Raw genomic sequence first — 21,557 nt, forward strand, 5'->3', positions numbered from 1 at the left:
CCAACGCGCGGGGCGGTTCGGAGTAACTTTGCAACCGGCCCCTGCATCAACCGTTCGCCCCCGACCCAAGGCCGCACGAACTAACGATTTGGCGCGCCTGATAGACGCAAGGGGGGCAGATGCCAACAGCCATTTTTACAAGAATTGTTGCGCTGTGCGCGCACCGCTCAAGCAAGGCCGATCAGCGATATCTGGCGACCATAGTTCGGCTCGGCCCGGTGGGTCGCGCGGCGGAAGGAATAGAACCGCTGCGCATCGGGGTAAGTGTCCAGTCCCAGCGGCTCAACTTGTGCGCAGCCGCCGCTTTCCAGCCGCGCCGCAACATAGCCTGCCAGGTCGAATTGCCAGTGTCCGGGCGCGCCGGGTGCAAAGAACCGCACATTCTGCGCCGCCTCCCCGGCAAACCGGGCGTAAAACGCATCATCCACTTCATAACTGGCCTGCGCGATGCACGGACCAACCGCCGCCACGATCCGGTCCCGCTGCGCACCCAGCGCCTCCATCGCGGCGATCGTCGCATCGGTTACGCCGCCAACCGCGCCTTTCCACCCCGCATGGGCCGCACCGACCACGCCCGCCACGCGGTCCGCCAGCAGCACCGGCACGCAATCGGCAGTCACGATGCCCAGCAGCACGCCCGGCCGGTCGGTCACCAGCGCATCGGCGTGGGGGCGTTCGGCATCGGGCCATGGCTCCGTCACCGCCGCACAATCGGCGGAATGGACCTGATAGACCGTCGCCAGTCGCGCGCCGGGCAGCACCGCAGCAACCGCCAGCGCGCGGTTGCGTTGCACCGCTGCGTCCGCATCGCCTGCGCCCAGCCCGACGTTCAGCCCCGCGACCAGGCCGGTCGAAACCCCGCCGCGCCGCCCCAGGAAGCCGTGCGGCACGCCCGCCAGCACGGCCGCGCGGTTGACCTCGACCGGCTCAGCCAAGGCTTTTGCTCACTTGCTCAAAGGTATCGCGCGACAGCTTGGGCGCCGCCAGAATGCGTTCCAGCTCGGCCCGCATCAACGCGGCGCGGCCCGGCTCGATTCGCTTCCACCGACCCAGCGGCGCGACGAATCGCGCGGCGGTCTGCGCGTTCAAGGGATCGAGCGCCAGAATCAGGTCCGCGATCATCCGGTAGCCTGCCCCGCTGGCCGCATGGAACGCCTGCGGGTTGACCGCCATCGCCATATAGAGCGCGCGGACCCGGTTGGGGTTGTGCAGGGTGAAATCCGGATGCGCGGCCAGCGCGGTCACATGGCCCAGCGTCTGCGGGTGGAGCGATCCGGCCTGGAGCGAGAACCACTTGTCGATCACCAGCGCGTTATCGGCAAACCGCTGGTGGAACGCGGCCAGCTTGGCCTCGCGCAGCGGGGTTTGCAGGCCGCTCAGCACCATCAGCGCGCCTTGCCGGTCAGTCATGTTGTCCGCGTGATCGAACTGCGCAGCGGCCAGCGTGGCGGCTTCATCCGTCGCCCCGGCCGCCAGATAGACCAGCGCCTGCGTCTTGAGCTTGCGCGCGCCGCGCGCGGCAGCGGACAGGCCATAGGGGACGGCGCTGGCCCGGGCATGGAGTTCGCGCAGCTGCGCTTTCAGGCTGGCTCCCAGATAGGCCTTCAGCCCTTCCCGCTCGGCATGGATCGCGCCCGGATCGGCGACCAGCAGCTGTTCGGCCAGATAGGCCTCGCCCGGCAGAATCATCAGTTCGCCGCGCATCAGGTCATCCAGCGCGGGATCGGCGATCACCGCCGGCAGTGCGCCGCGAATCGCCGCACGGCCGGATTCGCGCGCACGCACGTCCAGTCCGCCGCTGACGGCCGCGACAAGATGCTGGACCACCAGCTGCTGCATCGCTTCATAGCGGGCAAACGGATCGTCATCGTGCGCCGCCAGGAACACCAGATCCTCGGCGCTGGTATCGGCATCGATCGCGACCGGCGCGGAAAAGCCGCGGTTGATCGACAGCACCGGGCGGCTGGTGAAGCCGGGGAAGCTGAAGCTGGCCTCCGGTTCGCTCAGTGTCACCAGCTGCTCACCGCCGTGCTGCCCGGTCTGGCGGTTGAACAGTGCCAGCCGGAGCGGGATCACCATCGGCTGTTTGTCGGTCTGACCCGGCGTGGCCGGCACGGTCTGCGACAGGGTCAGCGTGGCGACATCGCCGGTGTGATCCAGCCGCGCGGTGACTTTGGGAGTGCCGGCCTGCGCATACCAGCGGCGGAACTGGGTCAGGTCCAGCCCGGCCCCGTCCTCGATCGCCTTGATGAAATCCTCGCAGGTCGCCGCATCGCCGTCGTGGCGGTCAAAATAAAGGTCGGTGCCCTGCCGGAACCGCTCCGGCCCCGCCAGTGTCCGCATCATCCGGATCACTTCCGCGCCCTTGTTATAGATCGTGGCGGTATAGAAGTTGGAGATTTCCTGGAACGCATCAGGCCGGATCGGGTGCGCCAGCGGGCCGGAATCTTCCGGGAACTGGGCCGAACGCAGCACCCGCACATCCTCGATCCGCTTGACCGCTGCGCTCCCCATGTCGGCGCTGAACAGCTGGTCGCGCAGCACGGTGAAGCCTTCCTTCAGACTGAGCTGGAACCAGTCACGGCAGGTGACGCGGTTGCCCGACCAGTTGTGGAAGTATTCGTGTGCGACCACACCTTCGATCCCGTCATAGTCCATGTCGGTCGCGGTATCGGGATCGGCCAGGATATAGCGGGTGTTGAACACGTTCAGCCCCTTGTTCTCCATCGCCCCCATGTTGAAATCGGCCACCGCGACGATGTTGAACAGGTCGAGATCGTATTCGCGCCCGAACACCTCCTCGTCCCATTTCATCGAATCCTTCAGCGCCTGCATCGCGTGATGGGTGCGGTCCTGATCGCCGTCGCGGACCCAGATGTTGAGTTCGACCGCGCGGCCGCTGACAGTTGTGAACGTACTGGAATTGGCCACGAGTTGCCCCGCGACCAGCGCGAACAGGTAGCTCGGCTTGGGCCAGGGATCGTGCCATTCGGCCCAGTGGGTGCCATCCTCACCGTCGCCGCGCGCGGTGCAGTTGCCGTTCGACAGCAGGATCGGGAACACGTCCTTCGGCCCGCTCATCCGGACGCGGTAGACCGACAGGACGTCGGGCCGGTCAGGGAAGAAGGTGATCCGGCGGAACCCCTCGGCCTCGCACTGGGTGCAGAGCATCCCGTTCGAGGCGTAAAGCCCCATCAGCTGGCTGTTGGCCGCCGGACTCAGCGCGGTGGTGATTGTCACGCGGTGCGCTGTGCCGGGCAGCTCGATCAGCAGATCGGCCCCGTCCATCCGCCAGTCACTGACCGGCTGGCCATCGACCAGCACCGCCTGCGCCGTCAGCCCGTCGCCATGCAGGCGCAGGGTGGGCGGTCCGCTGCTCGCGGGGTTGCGCCGCACGTCCAGCATCGCGGTCACTTGCGTTGATTCCAGCCCCAGTTCGAACGCCAGCGCCACTTCCGGCACCAGCCATGCAGGCGGGGTATAGTCTTCGCGGCGGATGATCGGCGGCGGGGCGGCGGGGGAGGCGGTGATGTCCATGACCGGGTTACTAGGCCGGAGAGTTGGTGTTTGCCAGCCACCGCGCTAACCAATGCACCATGAAACGCCTGTTTGTCTTCGGTCTGGGTTACACCGCCAGCCGGATCGCCGCCGCCATGACCGCGCAAGGCTGGGAAGTGATCTCGACCGGGCGCGACGGGACGCTGCGGTTTGACGATAGCGGCGCGGTCCGGCTGGCGCTGGCGGATGCGGGGCATGTGCTGTCCTCCGTCCCGCCGGGGGCGGACGGTGATCCGGTGCTGGATAGCTATGGCGACGCGCTGGGCGGCAGGTGGCTGGGCTATCTCTCCTCAACCGGGGTCTACGGCGACACACGCGGCGCATGGGTCGATGAAACGGCACCTGTCGGAACCGGTCGCCGCACCGCGCGGGCCGATGCCGATGCGCGCTGGCTGGCGCTGGGCGCACGGGTGCTGCGCCTGCCGGGGATCTATGGTCCGGGCCGCAGCGCGCTGGAGCGAGTGCGCGAAGGCCGCGCCCACCGGATCGATCTGCCAGATCAGGTGTTCAGCCGGGTCCACGTGGGCGACATCGTGTCTGGCGCAATCGCCGCACTGAACGGTGCGCCGGGGGCTTACAATCTGGCGGACGACGAACCGTGCAGCCAGAACAGCGTGATCGAACACGCCTGCCGCCTGCTGGGGATCGCCCCGCCGCCGCTGCAAACGATGGACGAGGCCGCGCTCAGCCCGATGGCGCGGGGATTCTATGCCGAAAACCGCCGGGTCGCGAACGGCAAGGCCAAGCGGGAACTGGGCTGGTCGCTGCGCTTTCCGACCTACCGCGAGGGGCTGGCGGACTGCCTACTTGCGGCCCGATAGCGCGATCAGCAGGCCGATCATGGCCAGCACGGCACCGCCGCCCGCCAGCAGGGTCCACTGATAGCCTTCAAACAGCGTCGACAGCGCCATCGCCACCACCGGCACCGCGACGCTGTTATAGGCCGCCTTGCCCGGCCCCCAATCGCGGATCAGCGCGAAGTAGAGCGGGAAGGTCACCACCGATCCGACAATCGCCAGATAGGCCAGACCGGCCAGCTGGCGCGGGCTGGCATCAAACACCGGCGGGCCAGCGGTGATCCATGCATAGAGCGCGTCGGCAATCGTCCCGAACACCATCGCCCAGCCGATCAGCAGCACCACGCTTTGCCGACGGGCGCGTTCGGTCGCCTGCATGACGTTGGCGATGGAAGCGCTGAGGATCGCGCCGCAGGTGAGAACAATGCCCGTCAGAACCGCGGCCCCGCCCGCCGGGGCCGCGCGGTATTCATGCAGCAGCAGCAACGCGATCCCGACCAGCGCCACCGCCGACCCAGCGATGAACCGCCCGCTGACTTCCGCTTTCACGAACACCCGCGCCAGCAGCGCATTGGGCACCATCAGCAGCGCGAACAGCACCGCGACGAGGCCGGAGGTGATGAAATGCTCTGCCCTGTAGACAAACTGGAAGTTGGCGAAGAACTGGAACAGCCCCATCGGCAGCGCCAGCAGCATCCCTTCGCGCGACAGCAGCAGCCGCTCGCGCCGCACCGCTGCCAGCAGGAACATCCCCAGCGCCGCCAACGCAAAACGCCAGGTCACCGCCCACGCAGGCGGGACGGCGCTGATCTGGTCCTTGATCACCAGCCAGGTCGAACCCCAGATCAGCGTGATCAGGATGAACGCGCCGATAGCGCGGGCTTGCGAAGTCGGGGCGGCACTCACAAGGTTGCGATCGCGCGGGCCAGCGCTGCCACGTGGGCGGGATCGCTGTTCCACGCGGTAACCAGCCGCGCCGCGCCGTCGCCCCAGTCATAAAACGAGAAGCCCTGCGCCCGCAGCGCTTCGCGTTCGGCTTCGCTCACCGTCAGGAACAGCTCGTTCGCCTGCACCGGATGGAGCAGCCGGTCGCCCGCCACACCAGCGAGTTCCTGCGCGGCGGCGTTGGCGGCGCGGGCGTTTTCCAGCCAAAGATCGCCGTCCAGCATCGCCAGCAACTGCGCGGCCAGAAACCGGCCCTTCGATTGCAGATGCCCGGCGCGCTTGCGGCGAAAGCGCGCCACATCAGCCAGCGTTTCGTCGAAGAACACCAGCCCTTCCGCGCTCATCCCGCCGTTCTTGACGCAGCCAAAGCTGAGCGCCGCCGCGCCCGCGCAGGCTTCCCACGGGGTGCAGCCCAGATAGGCGACCGCGTTGGCGAACCGCGCGCCATCGACGTGCAGCGGCAGCCCGCGCGCGGCAGTGAACGCCGCCACGTCCGCCAACTCGGCGGGCGTATAGACCCGGCCATATTCGGTGGCCTGCGTGATCGACACGGCGTGCGGCTGGACCCGGTGGACATCGGGGCGAATCGGATCGAGCACGGCGGCAATGCTGGCAGGCGTCAGTTTTGCCCCGTCCCCATCGGCCAGCAGCAGCTTGGCCCCGTGGGTATAGAACCCCGGCGCGCCGCCTTCGTCCATTTCGATATGCGCCTCGCGGTGGCAGACCACCCCGCCGTGCGGCGGCACCAGCGTTGCCAGCGCCAGACAGTTCGCCGCTGTCCCCGTCGCCACCCACAGCACCGCGCAGGGGCGGCCGAACAGCGCGCCGAACGCATCATCCAGCTGCTGGCTGAGCGCATCGTTGTCATAGGGCGGGGCAGGCGCGTCGGCGGCTTGCAGTGCGGCCCAGATGCGCGGATGCACCGCAGCGGCATTGTCTGACAGGAATTGCATGGCATGGTGCATTGATCGCGGCCACCCGGCCCGTCAAGCCGCAGGAGCAGGACATGGACGAAGTCACTATCACCCGGCACCCCACCCCGGCGGGCGGTGAATACCACGCCCATGTCCCCGGCAGCAGCGCGATCGGGCGGCTGACGTGGACCCGGCAGGGCGCTGTGCGAATTGCCGACCATACCATCGTCCCGCCCGAAATCGGCGGGCGCGGGATCGCGGCCCTGCTGGTCGATGCGCTGGTGGCCGATGCGCGGGAACAGGGTTTCCGGATCGACCCCGAATGCAGTTACATTGCTGCCGCGTTCAAGCGCCATCCGGACTGGGCGGATTTGCTGTCAGGGTGAATCCCGGTTCACCCTTTCCGCTCAGCACACCTTGCGACGCGGCGTTCACCAGTCCTGCATAGACACTGTTCACTCACAGGACAGCCGCAGGAGGGTCCGGATGCGCTATATCATCTATTCGCTGGTCGTCGTGCTGGTGGCCACCCTGTGGCTGAACCACACCACCGACGGGCGCGAGATCAAGGCGCGGCTCCAGGAACCCGCACCGGGAACCCCGCGCGTGAATCACTGATTGAGCGGTATTACGACTGTTCGGGGGCGGGGAATGGTGCTGCTGGGGAGGATTGAACTCCCGACCTCAGCCTTACCAAGGATGCGCTCTACCACTGAGCTACAGCAGCACACCATTCCACGTGCGCCAGACAGCAGAGCCGTCCGGGGCAGGGGCGGGCTAATGGCTGCGGCCCCGGGGTTTGTCAACCTTGCATATGCGCCGAATGGCCGATGCAGCTGGCAGATGCCGCCGGGCCAGTTGGCTGATGCCGCCAGGGTTGGGCCTGCCCCGGTTTGATGGCGCCCCGGTTTGACGGCGCCCCGGTTTGGCGGCAGGGACGGTACATGGATCACACGCCGCCCCGCCCGACGCGCGAAGACCGCCTGGCCGCCAAGCTGCGCGAGAACTTGCGCCGCCGCAAATCGCAGGCCCGCGAACTGGACCAATCCGCAGCGGCCCCGGACGATAACCCTGCCATTCTCCCCATCCCCGGCCTTCCCAAAGGGAACCCAAGCAGCTAGTGCCCGAAACTTCGGTAAATCAGCTTGGAGTTCGCCTTTGCCGCGCCTGATCCTGGTCCGTCACGGACAAAGCCAGTGGAACCTGGAAAATCGCTTCACCGGCTGGTGGGATGTCGATCTGACCGCGAAGGGTGAGGACGAAGCCCGCGCCGCCGGTGCGCTGCTGAAAGCGCGCGGCATGCTGCCGACCGTGGCCTTCACCAGTTTCCAGACCCGCGCGATTCGCACGCTGCACTTTGCGCTGGAAACGGCCGGTATCCTGTGGATCCCGGAAACCAAGGACTGGCGCCTGAACGAGCGCCACTATGGCGGGCTGACCGGCCTCGACAAGGCCGAGACAGCGGCAAAGCATGGTGACGATCAGGTCAAGATCTGGCGGCGCAGCTTTGATACCCCGCCGCCCGTGCTGGAAGCCGGATCGCAGTTCGATCTGGCGCAGGATGCGCGCTATGCCGGGATCGCGATTCCGTCGACCGAAAGCCTGAAGGACACGATTGCCCGCGTCCTGCCCTATTACGAATCGGCGATCGCACCTGCGCTGAAGGCTGGCGAAACGGTGCTGGTTTCCGCGCACGGCAATTCGCTGCGGGCGCTGGTCAAGCATCTGTCGGGCATTTCGGATGACGAGATCACCGGCCTTGAAATCCCCACCGGTCAGCCGATCGTCTATGAACTGGACGACAACCTGGCCGCGCTGGAACGGTATTACCTGGCGGAGCGCTAAGCATGGCCAATCCCCCCGTCGCGATCATCATGGGCAGCCAGTCTGACTGGCCGACGATGATTCGCGCCGCCGAAGCGCTCGACAAGCTGGGCGTCGCCTATGACGCGCGGATCGTGTCGGCCCACCGCACCCCGGACCGGCTGGTCGCCTTCGCCAAGGGCGCGGCGGACGAAGGGTTCAAGGTGGTGATCGCCGGGGCTGGCGGCGCAGCGCACCTGCCGGGAATGGTCGCCAGCATGACCCACTTGCCGGTGCTGGGCGTGCCGGTGCAGTCCAAGGCGCTGTCGGGGCAGGACAGCCTGCTGTCGATCGTGCAGATGCCCGCCGGGATCCCGGTCGGCACGCTGGCGATTGGCGAGGCCGGGGCCACCAATGCGGGGCTGCTGGCCGCCGCGATCCTGGCCACCAACGATCCGGATCTGGCCCAGCGCCTGCAGGAGCTGCGCGCCGCGCAGACCGCCAGCGTGGCTGAGCGGCCGGCCTGAGGGATTGATCGCGGCGACATGATCCCCCCCGGCGAAACCATCGGCATTCTGGGCGGCGGCCAGCTGGGCCGGATGCTGGCGATGGCCGCAGCGCAGCTGGGCTATCGCTGCCACATCTTCGCCCCGGAAAAGGACAGCATCGCCGCCGAAGTCTGCGCCGCGTTCACCCGCGCCGACTGGCACGATGCCGCCGCGATGGCCGCATTCGCCGCCGATTGCGCGGTGATAACCTATGAGTTCGAGAACGTCCCCGTCGCCCCGCTGAAGGCGCTGGGCGCGGTGCCGCTGTTGCCCAACGCCCGCGCGCTGGAAGTGGCGCAGGACCGGCTGAGTGAAAAGCGCTTCGTCACCGATCTGGGCGGCGCGGTCGCGCCGTTCAGGGCGGTCGATACCGCCGATGATCTGGCCGAGGCGCTGGTCGAGATCGGCTCCCCCGGCATCCTCAAGACCCGCCGTGATGGCTATGACGGCAAGGGCCAGTGGCGGATCATGGCCGACCACGACGCCGATGGTATCGCGCTGTCCGGCCAGCCGCTGGTCTATGAAGGGTTCGTCCACTTCAGCGCCGAATTCAGCGTGATCCTGTGCCGGGGCCACGATGGCCGGATCGTGTTCTGGGACAGCGCCGAAAACGTCCACGAACACGGCATTCTCGCCCGCTCCTCCCTGCCCGCCAGTGCAGCGGTGCGGGCGCAGGTGCCCGCCGCGCGCGACCTCGCCGCAAAAGTGGCCACCGCGCTGGGCTATATCGGGGTGCTGACGCTCGAATTCTTCGCGACGGCGGACGGCCCGGTGGTCAACGAAATGGCACCGCGCGTCCACAATTCGGGCCACTGGACGATCGAAGGCGCGCTGACCAGCCAGTTCGAAAACCACATCCGCGCGATTTGCGGGTTGCCGCTGGGCGACACCCGGCTGGCCGCGCGCACGGTGGAAATGCGCAACATCATCGGCGATGCGGCGGAAGACTGGGACAAGCTGCTGTCCGATCCGGCCAACCACCTGCACCTCTACGGCAAGGCCGCCGCCCGGCCGGGGCGCAAGATGGGCCATGTCACGCGGCTGGGGCTGGACCCGGCGTGAAGCGGTCAGAGGTCTTCCTCGTCGTCGCGGTCGCCGACAATGGCGTGATCGGCAACGACGGGGGCATGCCCTGGCACATCTCCGCCGATTTCCGCCGCGTCAAATCGCTGACCATGGGCAAGCCGCTGGTGATGGGGCGCAAGACCTTCGAATCGCTGCCGGGCGTGCTGCCGGGCCGCCGCCACATCGTGATTACCCGCGATGCCAGCTGGCAGGCCGACGGGGCAGAGCGCGCCGGATCACTGGATCAGGCGCTGAAACTGGCCAATGCACCGCATATCGTGATCTTCGGCGGGGCGCAGATCTATGCCGCTGCGCTGCCGCTGGCCGACCGGATCGAATGGACCGAAGTCCACGCCGCGCCGGACGGCGACACCCGCTTCCCCGCGTTCGACCGGTCAGAGTGGACCGAGACCTTTCGTGAGAGTCATCCGGCAGAAGGGCGCAACCCGGCCTTTGATTTCGTCACGCTGGTGCGTAAACCATCCCCAAAACAGGAGGGATGATGCGCAAACGTTTCTGGATTCCGCTGGCCGTGCTGGGCCTGGGCGCCGCTGGCTTTTTCGGCTTCGCGCCGGGCTATCTCGAACGGGGCATGAACAAGATCGACGGCCAGCCGCTGCGCCCCGTCAGCGCCGAGGCGGCGGCCCTGCACAAGACGTTGCAGATCGTCGACCTGCATTCCGACACCCTGCTGTGGCAGCGCAACATGCTGGACCGCGCGAGCCGCGGGCATGAGGATTTGCCCCGGATGCAGGACGGCAACGTCGCCCTGCAGCTGTTCGCGTCCACCACGAAAAGCCCCAAGGGCCAGAACTATGACGCGAACGGCAGCGACACGGACAACATCACCGCGCTGACCATCGCCCAGCTGCAACCGCCCCGCACCTGGACCTCGCTGCTTGAACGTTCGCTGTGGCACGGCCAGAAGCTGGACCGCGCAGTGGGCGAAGCGGATGGCAAGCTGGCCAAGATCACCATGCCGGGACAGCTCGACGCGCTGATCGCCGCGCGCGCCAAGCCCGGCGGTCCGGTCGGCGCGCTGCTGACGGTTGAGGGCCTGCACAACCTGGAAGGCAAGGCCGAGAACCTCGACCGGCTGTTTGGCGCGGGCTTCCGGATGGCGGGGCTGACCCATTTCTTCGACAACGAACTCGCCGGGTCGATGCACGGCCTGAAGAAGGGCGGGCTGACCCCGTTCGGGCGCGAAATCGTGATGGCGATGGAAGACAAGGGCATGATCGTCGACATCGCCCATTGCAGCCCGGCCTGCGTCGCCGATGTGCTGGCCATGGCGCGCCGCCCGGTGGTGTCCAGCCACGGCGGGGTGCAGGCGACCTGCAAAGTCAACCGCAACCTGTCGGACGACCAGATTCGCGGGGTCGCGCGCACCGGCGGGATCATCGGCGTGGGATACTGGGACGCGGCGGTCTGCGATACCGATCCGCGCTCCATCGCCCGCGCGATGAAGCACATCCGCGATCTGGTCGGCATCCAGCACGTCGCGCTGGGCAGCGACTATGACGGGGCGACGACCGTGCGGTTCGACACCAGCCAGCTTGCCCACCTGACCCAGGCCCTGCTGGACGAAGGCTTTACCCCGGATGAAATCCGCGCGGCAATGGGCGGCAATGCCCTGCGCGTGCTGCGGGCCGGGATCCTGCCGCTGCCCGCCGGAACGCGGAGCGAAGAGGCCCAAACCGCATCATGACCATTCCCTTGCTCGACGCCCGCCAGCCGGTGCCCGAAAGCCTGCGCGGCGCCATCATCGCGCTGGGCAATTTCGACGGGTTCCATCGCGGCCATCAGGCCGTGGCGGGCGCCGCGATTGACTGGGCGCACGCTGAAGGCCGCCCCGCGATCATCGCCACGTTCGATCCGCACCCGGTGCGCTACTTCGCACCCGATGCCGCGCCGTTCCGGCTGACCACGCTGGCTCAGCGGCAGGAACTGTTCGAAGCGGCGGGCGCGGACGCGATGCTGGTGTTCCACTTCGATGCCGAGCTGGCCGGAACCACCGCGCAAGAGTTTGTAGCCGATCTGCTGGTCGGTCGGCTGGGCGCGGCCGGGGTCGTCACCGGCACCGACTTTACCTTTGGCAAAGCGCGCGGCGGCAATATCACCGTGCTGGCCGAACTCGGCTCCACCTGCGGTCTTGCCACCCGCGCGGTCGGCCCGGTGGCGGATTCGGGCGAGGTCGTGTCCTCCACCCGCATCCGCGAGGCGCTGCAAGCCGGGGACTGCGCCGCCGCTACCCACCTGCTGACGCGGCCCTTCGCGATCCGGGGCGTGGTCCAGCATGGCGACAAGGTGGGCCGCACCATCGGCTATCCCACCGCCAACCTGCCGCTCGGCAACTATCTGCGCCCGCGCTATGGTATCTATGCCGTCACCGGCCTGCTGCACGGCGGAACAGTGCTGCACGGCGCGGCCAATCTGGGCATCCGGCCCAGCTTCGATCCGCCCAAGGAACTGCTGGAGCCGCACTTCTTCGACTTTTCGGGCGACCTTTATGGTCAGGAAATCGAAGTCGCGTTCCACCACTTCCTGCGGCCAGAGGCCAAGTTCGATTCGCTCGATGCCCTGACCGCGCAGATGGAGGCGGACTGCGACCGGGCGCGGGATTTGCTGGCGGGGTGATTGCACCCCACCCTGCTACCGGCTAACCCCTTGCCGATGCGCCGGAACCTGAAACGCATCGCCCTTGTCCTCGCGCTGGTGTTTCTGGCGCTGACGTTCGTCAACGCCAGCTGGATGGCACCCACCCCGCGCGGCTATCCCAAGTTGATTGCACACCGGGGCGCCTATCAGCTCTACAGCACGGCGGGGATGACCCGCGACAGTTGCACGGCATCCAAGATCTATCCGCCGACCCATCCTTATCTGGAAAACACTCTCGGCGGCATGGCCGAAGCCCGCCGCCTGGGCGCGCAGATGATCGAGGTGGACATTGCCCCCACCGCCGATGGCAAGCTGGCCGTGTTCCACGACTGGACGCTGGAGTGCCGCACCAACGGCAGTGGCGAAGTTCGCAAGGCGACGATGGCGCAGCTGAAGGCGCTCGACGCCGGGCACGGTTACACTGCCGACGGCGGCAAGACCTTCCCGTTTCGCGGCAAGGGCGTGGGCCTGATCCCGGACCTCACCGAAGTGCTGGCCGCGTTCCCCGACAAGGCGCTGCTGTTCAATTTCAAGAGCAAGGACGCAGCCGAAGCCGACCTGCTCGCCGCCGCGCTGAAAGCCGCGGGGCGCGATTCGGTGAAGCTGGGCGACGGGTTCTATGGCAGCGTGGAGGCAGGCCCGGTCGCGCGGATGCGCACCCTGCTGCCGCAAGGCTGGGTGTTCAGCAAGGACAGCGTCAAAGCCTGCACCAAGGCCTATGCCCTGCAAGGCTGGCTGGGCCTGACGCCGCAGGCCTGCCGGAATGGCACGCTGATGATCCCGCTCAACTACCAGTTCGCCTATGCCGGGTGGCCCAACCGCCTGATCCAGCGGATGGAAGGCGTCGGCGCGCGGGTGATCGTGATCGGTCCGCAGGACGATGCCGACCGCCCGATGGGGCTGGACCTGCCCGAACAGCTGGGCGAGGTGCCGGCCAGCTTCAACGGCTATGTCTGGGTGGACGATATCTACACCGTCGGCCCCGCGCTCCGCCCTGCCTACAACAAGCGCAACCCGGTGGCGGAGGCGGAACTGGCAGCAGAGCTGGAGCGGCGGCGGCAGATGCGGGATTGATAGGCTTCACACGAACCAAAAATTGCGCATTGGCGCGTCTGCCGCTAAGGCCCGCCGGTTATGACTGAACAGCGCGACTATCGAGCCACTGTCTTCCTGCCGAAGACCGATTTCCCCATGAAGGCCGGACTCCCCCAGAAGGAGCCGGGCATTCTCAAGGGCTGGCTGGATCAGGACCTGTACCGGCGCCTGCGCGATGCCCGCGCGGGCCGCGAAAAGTTCATCCTTCACGATGGCCCGCCCTATGCCAATGGCGATATGCACATCGGCCACGCGCTGAACCATATCCTGAAGGACATGGTCGTGCGCACCCAGAACCTGCTGGGGAAGGACGCGCCCTATGTGCCCGGCTGGGATTGCCACGGGTTGCCGATCGAATGGAAGGTGGAGGAACAGTACCGCAGGAAGAAGCTCAACAAGGATGAGGTTCCGGCGGAAGAGTTCCGCGCCGAATGCCGCGCCTATGCCCAGAACTGGGTCAACGTGCAGCGCGAACAGCTCAAGCGCCTTGGCATCAATGGCGATTGGGACAATCCCTACCTGACGATGGATAGCCAGGCCGAAGGCACCATCGTGGCCGAACTGCTGAAATTCGCCGCCAACGGCCAGCTCTATCGCGGGGCCAAGCCGGTGATGTGGTCCCCGGTCGAAAAGACCGCGCTGGCCGAAGCCGAAGTCGAATACGAGGACATCACCTCGACCCAGATCGACGTGGCGTTTGAAATCACGGAATCGCCGATTGCCGAACTGGTCGGCGCTCATGCGGTGATCTGGACGACCACGCCATGGACGATCCCGGTAAACCAGGCTTTGGCTTATGGGCCGGAGGTTGAGTATCACCACTTCACGGTCTTGTGTGATGCGGTCGGGTTCGCCGATCCGAACAACCAAGCCGAGGTGGTAGCCAACATCAGCTTCCGACTGGCGGATCATGGCTTGGACTTCTCTGGCCGCCGGTTCATTGTCGCTAAGCCGCTTGTCGAGCCGTTCCTTGCTCGCCTGAACGCGATGGCGGCGCGTGTGGATGTATCAGACCTTGGCGCTGAACAGGCAGTTTTCGCTTACTCAGGCTACCAAATGGGTATCGACTTCCAGCCGCCCTTCAGCCGTGAAATAGAGAACTTCAAAGGCTCCGACCTCGCCGGAACCGTCGCCCGCCACCCGATGCACCATCTCGGCGGGTTCTTCGCCAAGCCGCGTCCGTTCCTGCCGGGTGATTTCGTCACCACCGAAAGCGGCACCGGCCTCGTCCACATGGCCCCCGACCACGGCGAGGACGACTTTGCGCTGTGCAAGGCGCATGGGCTGGAGCCGGTCTTCGCGGTTGAAGGTGACGGCAAGTACCGCGCCGACTGGGGCTGGCTGGGCGGCGAAGGCTCTGTCATCAATCCGAAGTTCAACGCGCCCGACGGCCCGATCTGCACCGCGCTGCGCGAAAGCGGCGGCCTGCTGGCGGCCTCAGCGGACTACAAGCACAGCTACCCGCATTCGTGGCGCTCGAAAGCCAAGGTGATCTATCGCTGCACGCCGCAGTGGTTCGTGCCGATGGACCGGGTGATGACGCATATCTCCCCCAAGACCCGCGCCGAAAAGGGCTGGGAAAACGAAGGCGGGGCGATCAACCCGGCGGATGAAGCGCTCTGCGCCGCGCCGACCCTGCGCGAAGCCGCGATGCAGGCCATTTCCGATACCCGCTGGGTGCCGGAAAAGGGCGAAAACCGCATCCGTTCGATGGTCGAAGGGCGCCCGGACTGGGTGCTGTCGCGCCAGCGTGCGTGGGGCGTGCCGATCACGCTGTTCGTGGATCGCAAGACCGGCCAGTATCTGGTCGATCCCGCCGTCAACGACCGGATCATCAACGCCGTGCGCGAAACCGGCGTCGATGCGTGGAGCGATGCCCGCGCGCAGGAATACCTTGGCCCTGACTACAACGCCGACGATTACGAGCGCGTCACCGACATTCTGGACGTCTGGTTCGATTCCGGCTCCACCCATGCCTTCGTGCTGGAAAGCGGCCGCTGGCCTGACCTCACGCGCCCGGAAGGCTATGTCGGCCCGCTGGCGGACATGTATCTGGAAGGCAGCGATCAGCATCGCGGCTGGTTCCAGTCGAGCCTGCTGGAAAGCTGCGCCACGCGCGGCCATGCGCCCTACAAGGCGGTGCTGACTCACGGCTTCACGATGGACGCCAAGGGCATGAAAATGTCCAAATCGCTGGGCAACACCATCGACCCGCTGAAGGTCATGGAAACATACGGCGCGGATATCATCCGGCTCTGGGCGCTGTCGGTGGACTTCACCGAGGATCACCGCATCGGCGATGAAATCCTGAAAGGCGTGGCCGACCAGTATCGCAAGCTGCGCAACACCTTCCGCTACCTGCTGGGCGCGCTCGACGGGTTCAGCGAGGCCGAGCGGGTGGACGTCGCTGCAATGCCAGAGCTGGAACGCTATGTGCTGGCGCTGCTGGGCCAGCTGGATGCGACGTTGAAACAGGCGGTCGCGGACTATGACTTCAACAGCTATGTCCGCGCGCTGACCGACTTCTGCAACGAAGACCTCTCGGCGTTCTTCTTCGATATCCGCAAGGACAGCCTCTATTGCGACGCCGCGACCGATCCCAGGCGGATGGCCTGTCGCACGGTGCTGGACACCCTGTTCCACGCCCTGATCCGCTATGCCGCGCCGGTGATCGTGTTCACGGCGGAAGAAGTGTGGGGCACGCGCTATCCGGATCAGGGCAGCGTCCACCTGCTGGAATGGCCGGTCATCCCGACCAGTGAGGTCAACCTTGACCAATGGGCAGACCTTCGCGGCCTTCGCCAAAATGTTAACGAGGCAATCGAGCCTCTTCGCCGAGAAAAGGCCGTGAAATCTTCACTCGAAGCAGATGTAAATATCTTTAGCGTTTGGGATGGTTCAGCGACCGCAGCTATTACAGACCTCGCCGAGCTTTTCATCGTTTCAAACTGCGAGTGGAAGCAAGGCGACCCACCGGTCGGCGCTCACCCACTTCATCACGCATCAGGCGATGAGGTAGAAAGGGCCGGATTTATCGTTAAGCCCACCGCCCATCACAAATGCGGCCGCTGCTGGCGGCATCTGCCCGAAGTCACCGAGGACGGCGCGCTCTGTTCACGTTGTGATAATGTGGTGAATGGTTGAGATGACCCCGACCACCCGTCACCCTCAACTTGTTTCAGGGTCCATCTCTCCCCCCGCACGGCCCCATCGGGTCGCGCGATGGATGCTGAACCAAGTTCAGCATGACGAACAATGGAGTAACCCGTCGTGACCAACTCAGTTACCATCTGGCGCAACCGCCTGATCGGGCTGCTGCTGGCGGCGGTGATCTTTGTCGTGGACCAGTGGTTCAAGGCGCAGGTGCTCAACACCATCAAGCTGCCGCAAGTCCGCTCGATCGAGATCGTGTCGTTCTTCAACCTGACTTATGCCGAAAATTACGGCATTTCGCTGGGGATGCTGACTGCCACGTCGATGGAAATGCGCTGGATGCTGATCGCGGTGACCTCCGGCATCGCGCTGGTCGTGTTCATCTGGATATTGCGCGAAAAGCTGCTGGGCGAAACCGCCGCGCTGGGGCTGGTGCTGGGCGGGGCGCTGGGCAACATCCTCGACCGGATGAACCACGGCTTCGTGATCGATTATGCCGACTTGCATTTTGGCGAATTTCGCCCGTTCCTGATCTTCAATCTGGCCGATGCCGCGATCACCATCGGCGTCGTGATTATCCTTGCCCGTTCCTTCCTTTCGCGCGAAAAGCACGATGAACCGGCGCAGCGCGCCACGGAGAGCTGATACCCATGCGTAAGATTCCCGCCCTTTTCGCCCTGACCGGCATGGCCACCCTGCTGGCTGGCTGCGGCAGCACCGGGCTGTTCAACCGTGATCGTCCCGATGAATTCGCCGTGCAGCGCCAGGCGCCGCTGGTGATCCCGCCCGATTTCGCGCTGACCCCGCCCGCCCCCGGCGCGCCGCGTCCGTCTGACCGCACCACCGCCACGCAGGCGCAGGACGCACTGTTCGGCGCCCCCGCACCGCGCAGCGAAGTGGAACGCACGGCCGGAAACCGGGCCGGCACGGCCGCCGCCAGCATCCGCTCCACCGTGGGTGATCCGGCGACCAACACTGTGGCCAAGGGTGACGTGACCCGCGACATCATCGCCGCGCCGCAGGGCGACGGCCGTGAAGCACAGGCTGTCATCGGCGGCTGATCCGCCGGTTTCCGGTCTGGACAAGACAGGCTCGCCGCAAGGCGGGCCTTTTTTGCGGCCTGCCCGCGGGCAAGAACTAGTCGGTTACCGCATCGTCCGGCTCGGCCAGCGAACTGACCAGCAGCTTGTCGATCTTGCGCCCGTCCATGTCGACCACTTCAAAGCGCCAGTCCTGCGCGATAAAGTGTTCCCCTTCCGTCGGCAGGCGTTTCAGCACCGACAGGACAAAGCCCGCCGCCGTGGCGTAATCGCGGTCATCCGGCAGGTCGATATCCAGCCGATGGGCCAGCGCATCGGCTGGCAGCGCACCCGCGATCAGCAGCGAGCCATCCTCGCGCTCGACGATCATCGGCTGGTCGCCGTCATCCTGATGGCTGGCAAAGTTGCCGACGATAGCGGATAGCAGGTCGGCTGGGGTCACCACCCCTTCGAGGTGGCCGTATTCATCGTGGACCAGCGCCATCGACACATCCGACTGTTGCAGGATGCGCAGCGCGTCCATCGCGTCGAGCTGGTCGGGCAGGATTTCGGCCTTCTTCATCAGCCGGGCGACCTGCAATCGCTTGCCCGCCAGCAGCACCGCCTGGACATCGCGGACCTTGACCACGCCGACGATGTTGTCGGGCGATCCATCCGCCACCGGCAGCAGCGAATGCGGGCTTTCCTTCAGGATCGCGCGCACGTCCGCCTCGGTCGCGCGACGGTCGATCGTGTCGAGTTCGGTGCGCGGGGTCATCAACTCGCGCACCGGCCGGTCGGCCAGCCGCATGATCCCGGTCATGATCTGGCGCTCGTCCTCCTCGATCACGCCGGAGCGCGTTGCCTCGGCGATTACCATCTGGAGTTCATCGGCGGTCAGCGCGTGTTCACCCTTGTGGCGCACGCCGATCACCCGCAGCAGGAATGCGGACGAACGATCCAGCAACCAGACCACCGGCGCGGTCGCCCTGGCCACCAGAACCATCGGCGGCGCGGCGATCACCGCGATCTTTTCCGCCGCGCGCAATGCCACCTGCTTGGGCACCAGTTCGCCGATCACCAGGCTGAAATAGGTGGTCAGCGCGATCACAATGGCGAACCCGGCTTCTTCGGCAAAGCGCGCAGGCACGCCCAGCGCGGCCAGCCGCTCAGCCGTGGGATGCCCCAGGCTGGCACCCGAATAGGCACCTGCGATAATCCCGATCAGCGTGATGCCGATCTGCACCGTCGACAGGAACTTGCCCGGATCGCCGGCCAGCGCCATCGCCGCGCGCGCGCCCAGGCTGCCGCGCTCAACCAGCACTCTCAGCCGCGCCGGGCGCGCCGATACAATCGCCAGTTCCGCCATCGCGAACAGGCCGTTGAGCAGGATCAGTCCCGCAATGATGAGGACGTCGGACCAGGGAAAAGGTGTCACCCGGCCTCCCTAGCAGGAAGTTGCGGCGAAGCGAAGAGGCTGCGCGGCGGTGCGGGTTGACGATCATGCACCGTGGGTTCAGGTTGCTGCTGGCAGGGATTGATCAAACATCAAATGCAACAAGGGGTTTGCACCATGAAGAAGTCCCGTCTGCTCGTATCGAGCATCGCCGCCGCATCATTGCTTACTGTATCGGCTTGCGTCACTGATCCCAACACCGGTGAAAAGAAAGTTTCGCGTACCGCCATCGGCGGCGCTGGCGGCGTGCTGGCCGGCGCACTGCTGGGCGGCCTGATCGGCGGCAAGACCGGTCGCATCGTCGGTGCGGGCATCGGCGGCGTCGCCGGGGCCGCAGTCGGCTATACCATGGACAAGCAGATCAGGGAGCTGCGGGAAAGGACCGACGGCACCGGCGTGGACGTGACCACGACTGATGACGGCAAGGCGATCCTGGTCAACCTGCCCGACGGCGTGACCTTCGACGTCGCCAGCTATACCCTGAAGCCGCAGTTCCGCGCAACGCTGACCCAGGTGGCGCAGAGCCTGAACGAATATCCGAACAGCCTGATCGACGTTTATGGCCACACCGATTCGACCGGATCGGACGCCTATAACCAGACCCTGTCCGAAAACCGCGCCCGTACGGTCGCCAACTATCTGATCTCGCAAGGGGTGTCGGCCAGCCGCATCCGCAGTCACGGGTTTGGCGAAACAATGCCGGTCGCCAGCAATGCCACGGCCGAAGGGCGCACCCTGAACCGCCGGGTTGAAATCAAGATCGTGCCGGTGACCCAGGAAGACGTCGCCGCCGCGCGCGCGGGCTGAACCAGACTGGCGGGGGCACCGCCGGTCTCAGGACCGCGGCGCTCCCGGCCAGCGAACCACCAGCGTCAGGTCGGACTGGACCGGTTCGCCTGCCGCATTGGTGGCAGGCACAAACTGCGCGCCCTTGCGCAGCCGCTCGCACGCTTCGGGGCGCAGCGCGATATTGCCAGTGACCTTGCCGACATTGCATTGCCGCACCCGGCCGCCCCGGCTGATCGTGACGCGAAACTCGGCGCTGCCGGGCCGGACATTCTCACTGCTGAGCGGGTTACCCGCAAACGTTCCATCGAACAGCGATGGCGTGACCAGTTCCGGTTTGGCCCGGATGCCCACGGGTTGAAAGACCGGCACTGTCGCAATCGCGGCGGGCAGCTCGGCCGGTATAAACAGGCTCATGCAGTCCTGCCGGAACGTGGCCAGATCCATCCCGCGATCTGGCACCAGCCCAACGGTCAGGCGCTGCGTCCCGCGATGCCAGATCTCGAATCTGCCGGTGTTCAGGAATGCGGCCAGAAACTGCGGCCCTGCGTGGATTTCGCCTTGCCCGGCGCTGTTGAACGTGGCCTGCCCGCCGACAAACCAGTCCGCCCCGCTGCGCAGCACGATTCCGTCGGGCATATAGGCCGGGGCGCGATCCCCCTTCACTTCGGGACCGATATCGTCCGCCAGACGCACTTCCGTCTCGATCACCTTGTTGCGCAGCATGATCGCGTTGCGTCCGCCGGTCAGCGCAATCAGGCCCTCGTCCAGCGCATCCAGCTCGATCCGCACGTTCGGTCCACGCATCAGCATCAGCCCCAACGGACTGGTCTGCGGCTCTGCCCCCGGCTGGGCCGCCGTAATGGTGAAGGCATAACCGCAGCCCTGTGCGGCATGGGCCGCGCCGGGCAGATTGATCGCCAGCCCCAGCCCCGCGATCCATAACTTGCGCATCATTGCCCCTGCTCCGCCAGATGCCGCGCCCGCTCTGCCAGCCGCGCCACGGCAGCGGCATGGATTGCGGGCGAAGACGCCAATACCCCGAAATCGCGGGGATCGCGCTTGTTGTAGTTGAGCGGCTGGCCGAACGCATCGGTTACCGCTGCACCCGCTTCCCGCGCAATCAGCGCGGCGGCGCCGATGTCCCATTCATAGCCCCAGCGCAGCGTCGCAACCAGGTCCGCCTCATCCGCCGCGACCATCGCAATCCGCAGCGCGATTGAGTTGGGCCGGTCAACCGGGACCAGATCGGCATCGGCCTGCGGCACCGCATCGGCGGGAACCCGCGCGCCCGGCAGTTCACCGCGCTGGCTGGCGACCAGCCGCAACCCGTTGCGCCAGCTGCCGTGGCCGGCTTCGCCATGCCAGAACTCACCGCGCGCCGGGGCGTCCAGCATTCCCAGCAACGGCCGGCCAGCGCTGACCAGCGCGACCGACACTGCCCAGCCGGGCCGCCCCCGGATGAAATCGCGGGTTCCGTCGATCGGATCGACCAGCCAGATCAGCCCGCCGTCCAGCCGGTCGGGCGCGTCGATGGTTTCTTCCGACAGCCAGCCGGCCGACGGCAACAACGCCGCCAGTTCGCGTTTCAGAAACACATCGACCGCCAGATCGGCCGCGCTGACCGGATTGCCGGGGTCCTTGTCCCACGAATCGAGCGCATGGCCATGCCCCGGCCAGCTCGACAGGGCGATCTGCCCGGCGGCGCGGACAATCGATTCGAGGCGTTCGCGGTCGATCACGCGCCGCTGAACCCGCTT

Annotated in this window: 22 protein-coding genes and 1 tRNA gene; 15 read left to right on the forward strand and 8 right to left on the reverse strand. The window is 66.3% G+C overall.

All coding sequences use genetic code 11. The annotated features are described in order from the left end of the window. Nucleotides 1-167: 167 nt before the first annotated feature. Nucleotides 168-935, reverse strand: a complete 768-nt coding sequence (gene pgeF / locus Q8Q53_RS03055; protein ID WP_305700281.1) for a peptidoglycan editing factor PgeF — start codon at nucleotides 933-935, stop codon at nucleotides 168-170. After that, nucleotides 928-3,537, reverse strand: a complete 2,610-nt coding sequence (gene pepN, locus Q8Q53_RS03060) for an aminopeptidase N (protein WP_305700282.1) — start codon at nucleotides 3,535-3,537, stop codon at nucleotides 928-930. Before pepN ends, pgeF begins: the two co-directional genes overlap by 8 nt. A 59-nt stretch (nucleotides 3,538-3,596) precedes the next feature. On the opposite strand from pepN, the gene Q8Q53_RS03065 reads away from it, so the two are divergent. Further along, entirely contained in the window at nucleotides 3,597-4,379 is a 783-nt protein-coding gene (locus Q8Q53_RS03065; RefSeq protein WP_305700283.1) for an SDR family NAD(P)-dependent oxidoreductase, read from the forward strand. On the opposite strand, the gene Q8Q53_RS03070 is transcribed toward Q8Q53_RS03065, so the two are convergent. Then, on the reverse strand, nucleotides 4,362-5,261 hold the full coding sequence (locus tag Q8Q53_RS03070; protein ID WP_305700284.1) for a DMT family transporter: 900 nt from the start codon (nucleotides 5,259-5,261) through the stop codon (nucleotides 4,362-4,364). The genes Q8Q53_RS03065 and Q8Q53_RS03070 overlap by 18 nt on opposite strands. Continuing rightward, nucleotides 5,258-6,253 (reverse strand): low specificity L-threonine aldolase, encoded by a 996-nt coding sequence (locus tag Q8Q53_RS03075; RefSeq protein WP_305700285.1) that lies wholly within the window; start codon nucleotides 6,251-6,253, stop codon nucleotides 5,258-5,260. Before Q8Q53_RS03075 ends, Q8Q53_RS03070 begins: the two co-directional genes overlap by 4 nt. Before the next feature lie 53 nt (nucleotides 6,254-6,306). Here Q8Q53_RS03075 and Q8Q53_RS03080 point away from each other — a divergent pair, with 53 nt between their 5' ends. Continuing rightward, nucleotides 6,307-6,600, forward strand: coding sequence for a GNAT family N-acetyltransferase (locus Q8Q53_RS03080; RefSeq protein WP_305700286.1), 294 nt, complete (start codon nucleotides 6,307-6,309; stop codon nucleotides 6,598-6,600). 100 nt (nucleotides 6,601-6,700) lie between these two features. Continuing rightward, nucleotides 6,701-6,832 carry a hypothetical protein gene (locus Q8Q53_RS03085; RefSeq protein ID WP_305700287.1) on the forward strand — a complete coding sequence of 44 codons (132 nt, stop codon included), beginning with the start codon at nucleotides 6,701-6,703 and terminating at the stop codon, nucleotides 6,830-6,832. Nucleotides 6,833-6,866: 34 nt separating this feature from the next. Here the strand turns inward: Q8Q53_RS03085 and Q8Q53_RS03090 are convergent. Then, nucleotides 6,867-6,941: transfer RNA gene (locus Q8Q53_RS03090), tRNA-Thr, on the reverse strand. A 217-nt stretch (nucleotides 6,942-7,158) separates the two neighbouring features. Between Q8Q53_RS03090 and Q8Q53_RS03095 the strand changes: the two genes are divergently transcribed. From Q8Q53_RS03095 to Q8Q53_RS03145, 11 genes are all read left to right on the forward strand, one after another. Further along, complete coding sequence (locus Q8Q53_RS03095; protein ID WP_305700288.1) at nucleotides 7,159-7,335, forward strand: hypothetical protein; 177 nt, start codon at nucleotides 7,159-7,161, stop codon at nucleotides 7,333-7,335. Between the two features lie 37 nt (nucleotides 7,336-7,372). After that, entirely contained in the window at nucleotides 7,373-8,059 is a 687-nt protein-coding gene (gene gpmA, locus Q8Q53_RS03100; protein ID WP_305700289.1) for a 2,3-diphosphoglycerate-dependent phosphoglycerate mutase, read from the forward strand. A 2-nt stretch (nucleotides 8,060-8,061) separates the two neighbouring features. Then, nucleotides 8,062-8,544: a 5-(carboxyamino)imidazole ribonucleotide mutase gene (gene purE, locus Q8Q53_RS03105; protein WP_305700290.1), complete on the forward strand. Its 483-nt coding sequence runs from the start codon at nucleotides 8,062-8,064 to the stop codon at nucleotides 8,542-8,544. Nucleotides 8,545-8,562: 18 nt separating this feature from the next. Continuing rightward, nucleotides 8,563-9,627: a 5-(carboxyamino)imidazole ribonucleotide synthase gene (locus Q8Q53_RS03110; RefSeq protein ID WP_305700291.1), complete on the forward strand. Its 1,065-nt coding sequence runs from the start codon at nucleotides 8,563-8,565 to the stop codon at nucleotides 9,625-9,627. Next, the gene (locus Q8Q53_RS03115) at nucleotides 9,624-10,133 is read left to right on the forward strand and encodes a dihydrofolate reductase (RefSeq protein ID WP_305700292.1); all 510 of its coding nucleotides are present in this window, start codon (nucleotides 9,624-9,626) and stop codon (nucleotides 10,131-10,133) included. The genes Q8Q53_RS03110 and Q8Q53_RS03115 overlap by 4 nt, the downstream gene beginning before the upstream one ends. After that, complete coding sequence (locus Q8Q53_RS03120) at nucleotides 10,133-11,338, forward strand: dipeptidase (RefSeq protein WP_305700293.1); 1,206 nt, start codon at nucleotides 10,133-10,135, stop codon at nucleotides 11,336-11,338. The genes Q8Q53_RS03115 and Q8Q53_RS03120 overlap by 1 nt, the downstream gene beginning before the upstream one ends. Next, on the forward strand, nucleotides 11,335-12,267 hold the full coding sequence (locus Q8Q53_RS03125; protein ID WP_371136492.1) for a bifunctional riboflavin kinase/FAD synthetase: 933 nt from the start codon (nucleotides 11,335-11,337) through the stop codon (nucleotides 12,265-12,267). Before Q8Q53_RS03120 ends, Q8Q53_RS03125 begins: the two co-directional genes overlap by 4 nt. A 36-nt stretch (nucleotides 12,268-12,303) precedes the next feature. Further along, entirely contained in the window at nucleotides 12,304-13,362 is a 1,059-nt protein-coding gene (locus Q8Q53_RS03130) for a glycerophosphodiester phosphodiesterase family protein (RefSeq protein ID WP_305700294.1), read from the forward strand. Nucleotides 13,363-13,422: 60 nt separating this feature from the next. Continuing rightward, entirely contained in the window at nucleotides 13,423-16,527 is a 3,105-nt protein-coding gene (locus Q8Q53_RS03135; RefSeq protein ID WP_305700295.1) for an isoleucine--tRNA ligase, read from the forward strand. A 126-nt stretch (nucleotides 16,528-16,653) separates the two neighbouring features. Continuing rightward, nucleotides 16,654-17,181 (forward strand): signal peptidase II, encoded by a 528-nt coding sequence (gene lspA / locus Q8Q53_RS03140; RefSeq protein WP_305700296.1) that lies wholly within the window; start codon nucleotides 16,654-16,656, stop codon nucleotides 17,179-17,181. Nucleotides 17,182-17,186: 5 nt separating this feature from the next. After that, nucleotides 17,187-17,597, forward strand: coding sequence for a DUF3035 domain-containing protein (locus Q8Q53_RS03145; RefSeq protein WP_305700297.1), 411 nt, complete (start codon nucleotides 17,187-17,189; stop codon nucleotides 17,595-17,597). Between the two features lie 76 nt (nucleotides 17,598-17,673). Here Q8Q53_RS03145 and Q8Q53_RS03150 read toward each other — a convergent pair whose 3' ends face one another. After that, nucleotides 17,674-18,993 (reverse strand): hemolysin family protein, encoded by a 1,320-nt coding sequence (locus tag Q8Q53_RS03150; RefSeq protein WP_305700298.1) that lies wholly within the window; start codon nucleotides 18,991-18,993, stop codon nucleotides 17,674-17,676. 135 nt (nucleotides 18,994-19,128) lie between these two features. Here Q8Q53_RS03150 and Q8Q53_RS03155 point away from each other — a divergent pair, with 135 nt between their 5' ends. After that, nucleotides 19,129-19,818, forward strand: coding sequence for an OmpA family protein (locus tag Q8Q53_RS03155; protein WP_305700299.1), 690 nt, complete (start codon nucleotides 19,129-19,131; stop codon nucleotides 19,816-19,818). Nucleotides 19,819-19,845: 27 nt separating this feature from the next. Here Q8Q53_RS03155 and Q8Q53_RS03160 read toward each other — a convergent pair whose 3' ends face one another. Both Q8Q53_RS03160 and Q8Q53_RS03165 read right to left on the reverse strand, forming a co-directional pair. Further along, on the reverse strand, nucleotides 19,846-20,754 hold the full coding sequence (locus Q8Q53_RS03160; RefSeq protein ID WP_305700300.1) for an energy transducer TonB: 909 nt from the start codon (nucleotides 20,752-20,754) through the stop codon (nucleotides 19,846-19,848). After that, on the reverse strand, nucleotides 20,751-21,539 hold the full coding sequence (locus Q8Q53_RS03165; protein WP_305700301.1) for a 3'(2'),5'-bisphosphate nucleotidase CysQ: 789 nt from the start codon (nucleotides 21,537-21,539) through the stop codon (nucleotides 20,751-20,753). The genes Q8Q53_RS03160 and Q8Q53_RS03165 overlap by 4 nt, the downstream gene beginning before the upstream one ends. Between the last annotated feature and the right edge of the window lie 18 nt (nucleotides 21,540-21,557).

The organism is Novosphingobium sp. (assembly GCF_030699305.1).
In the GTDB taxonomy this organism is placed as follows: Bacteria; Pseudomonadota; Alphaproteobacteria; order Sphingomonadales; family Sphingomonadaceae; genus Novosphingobium.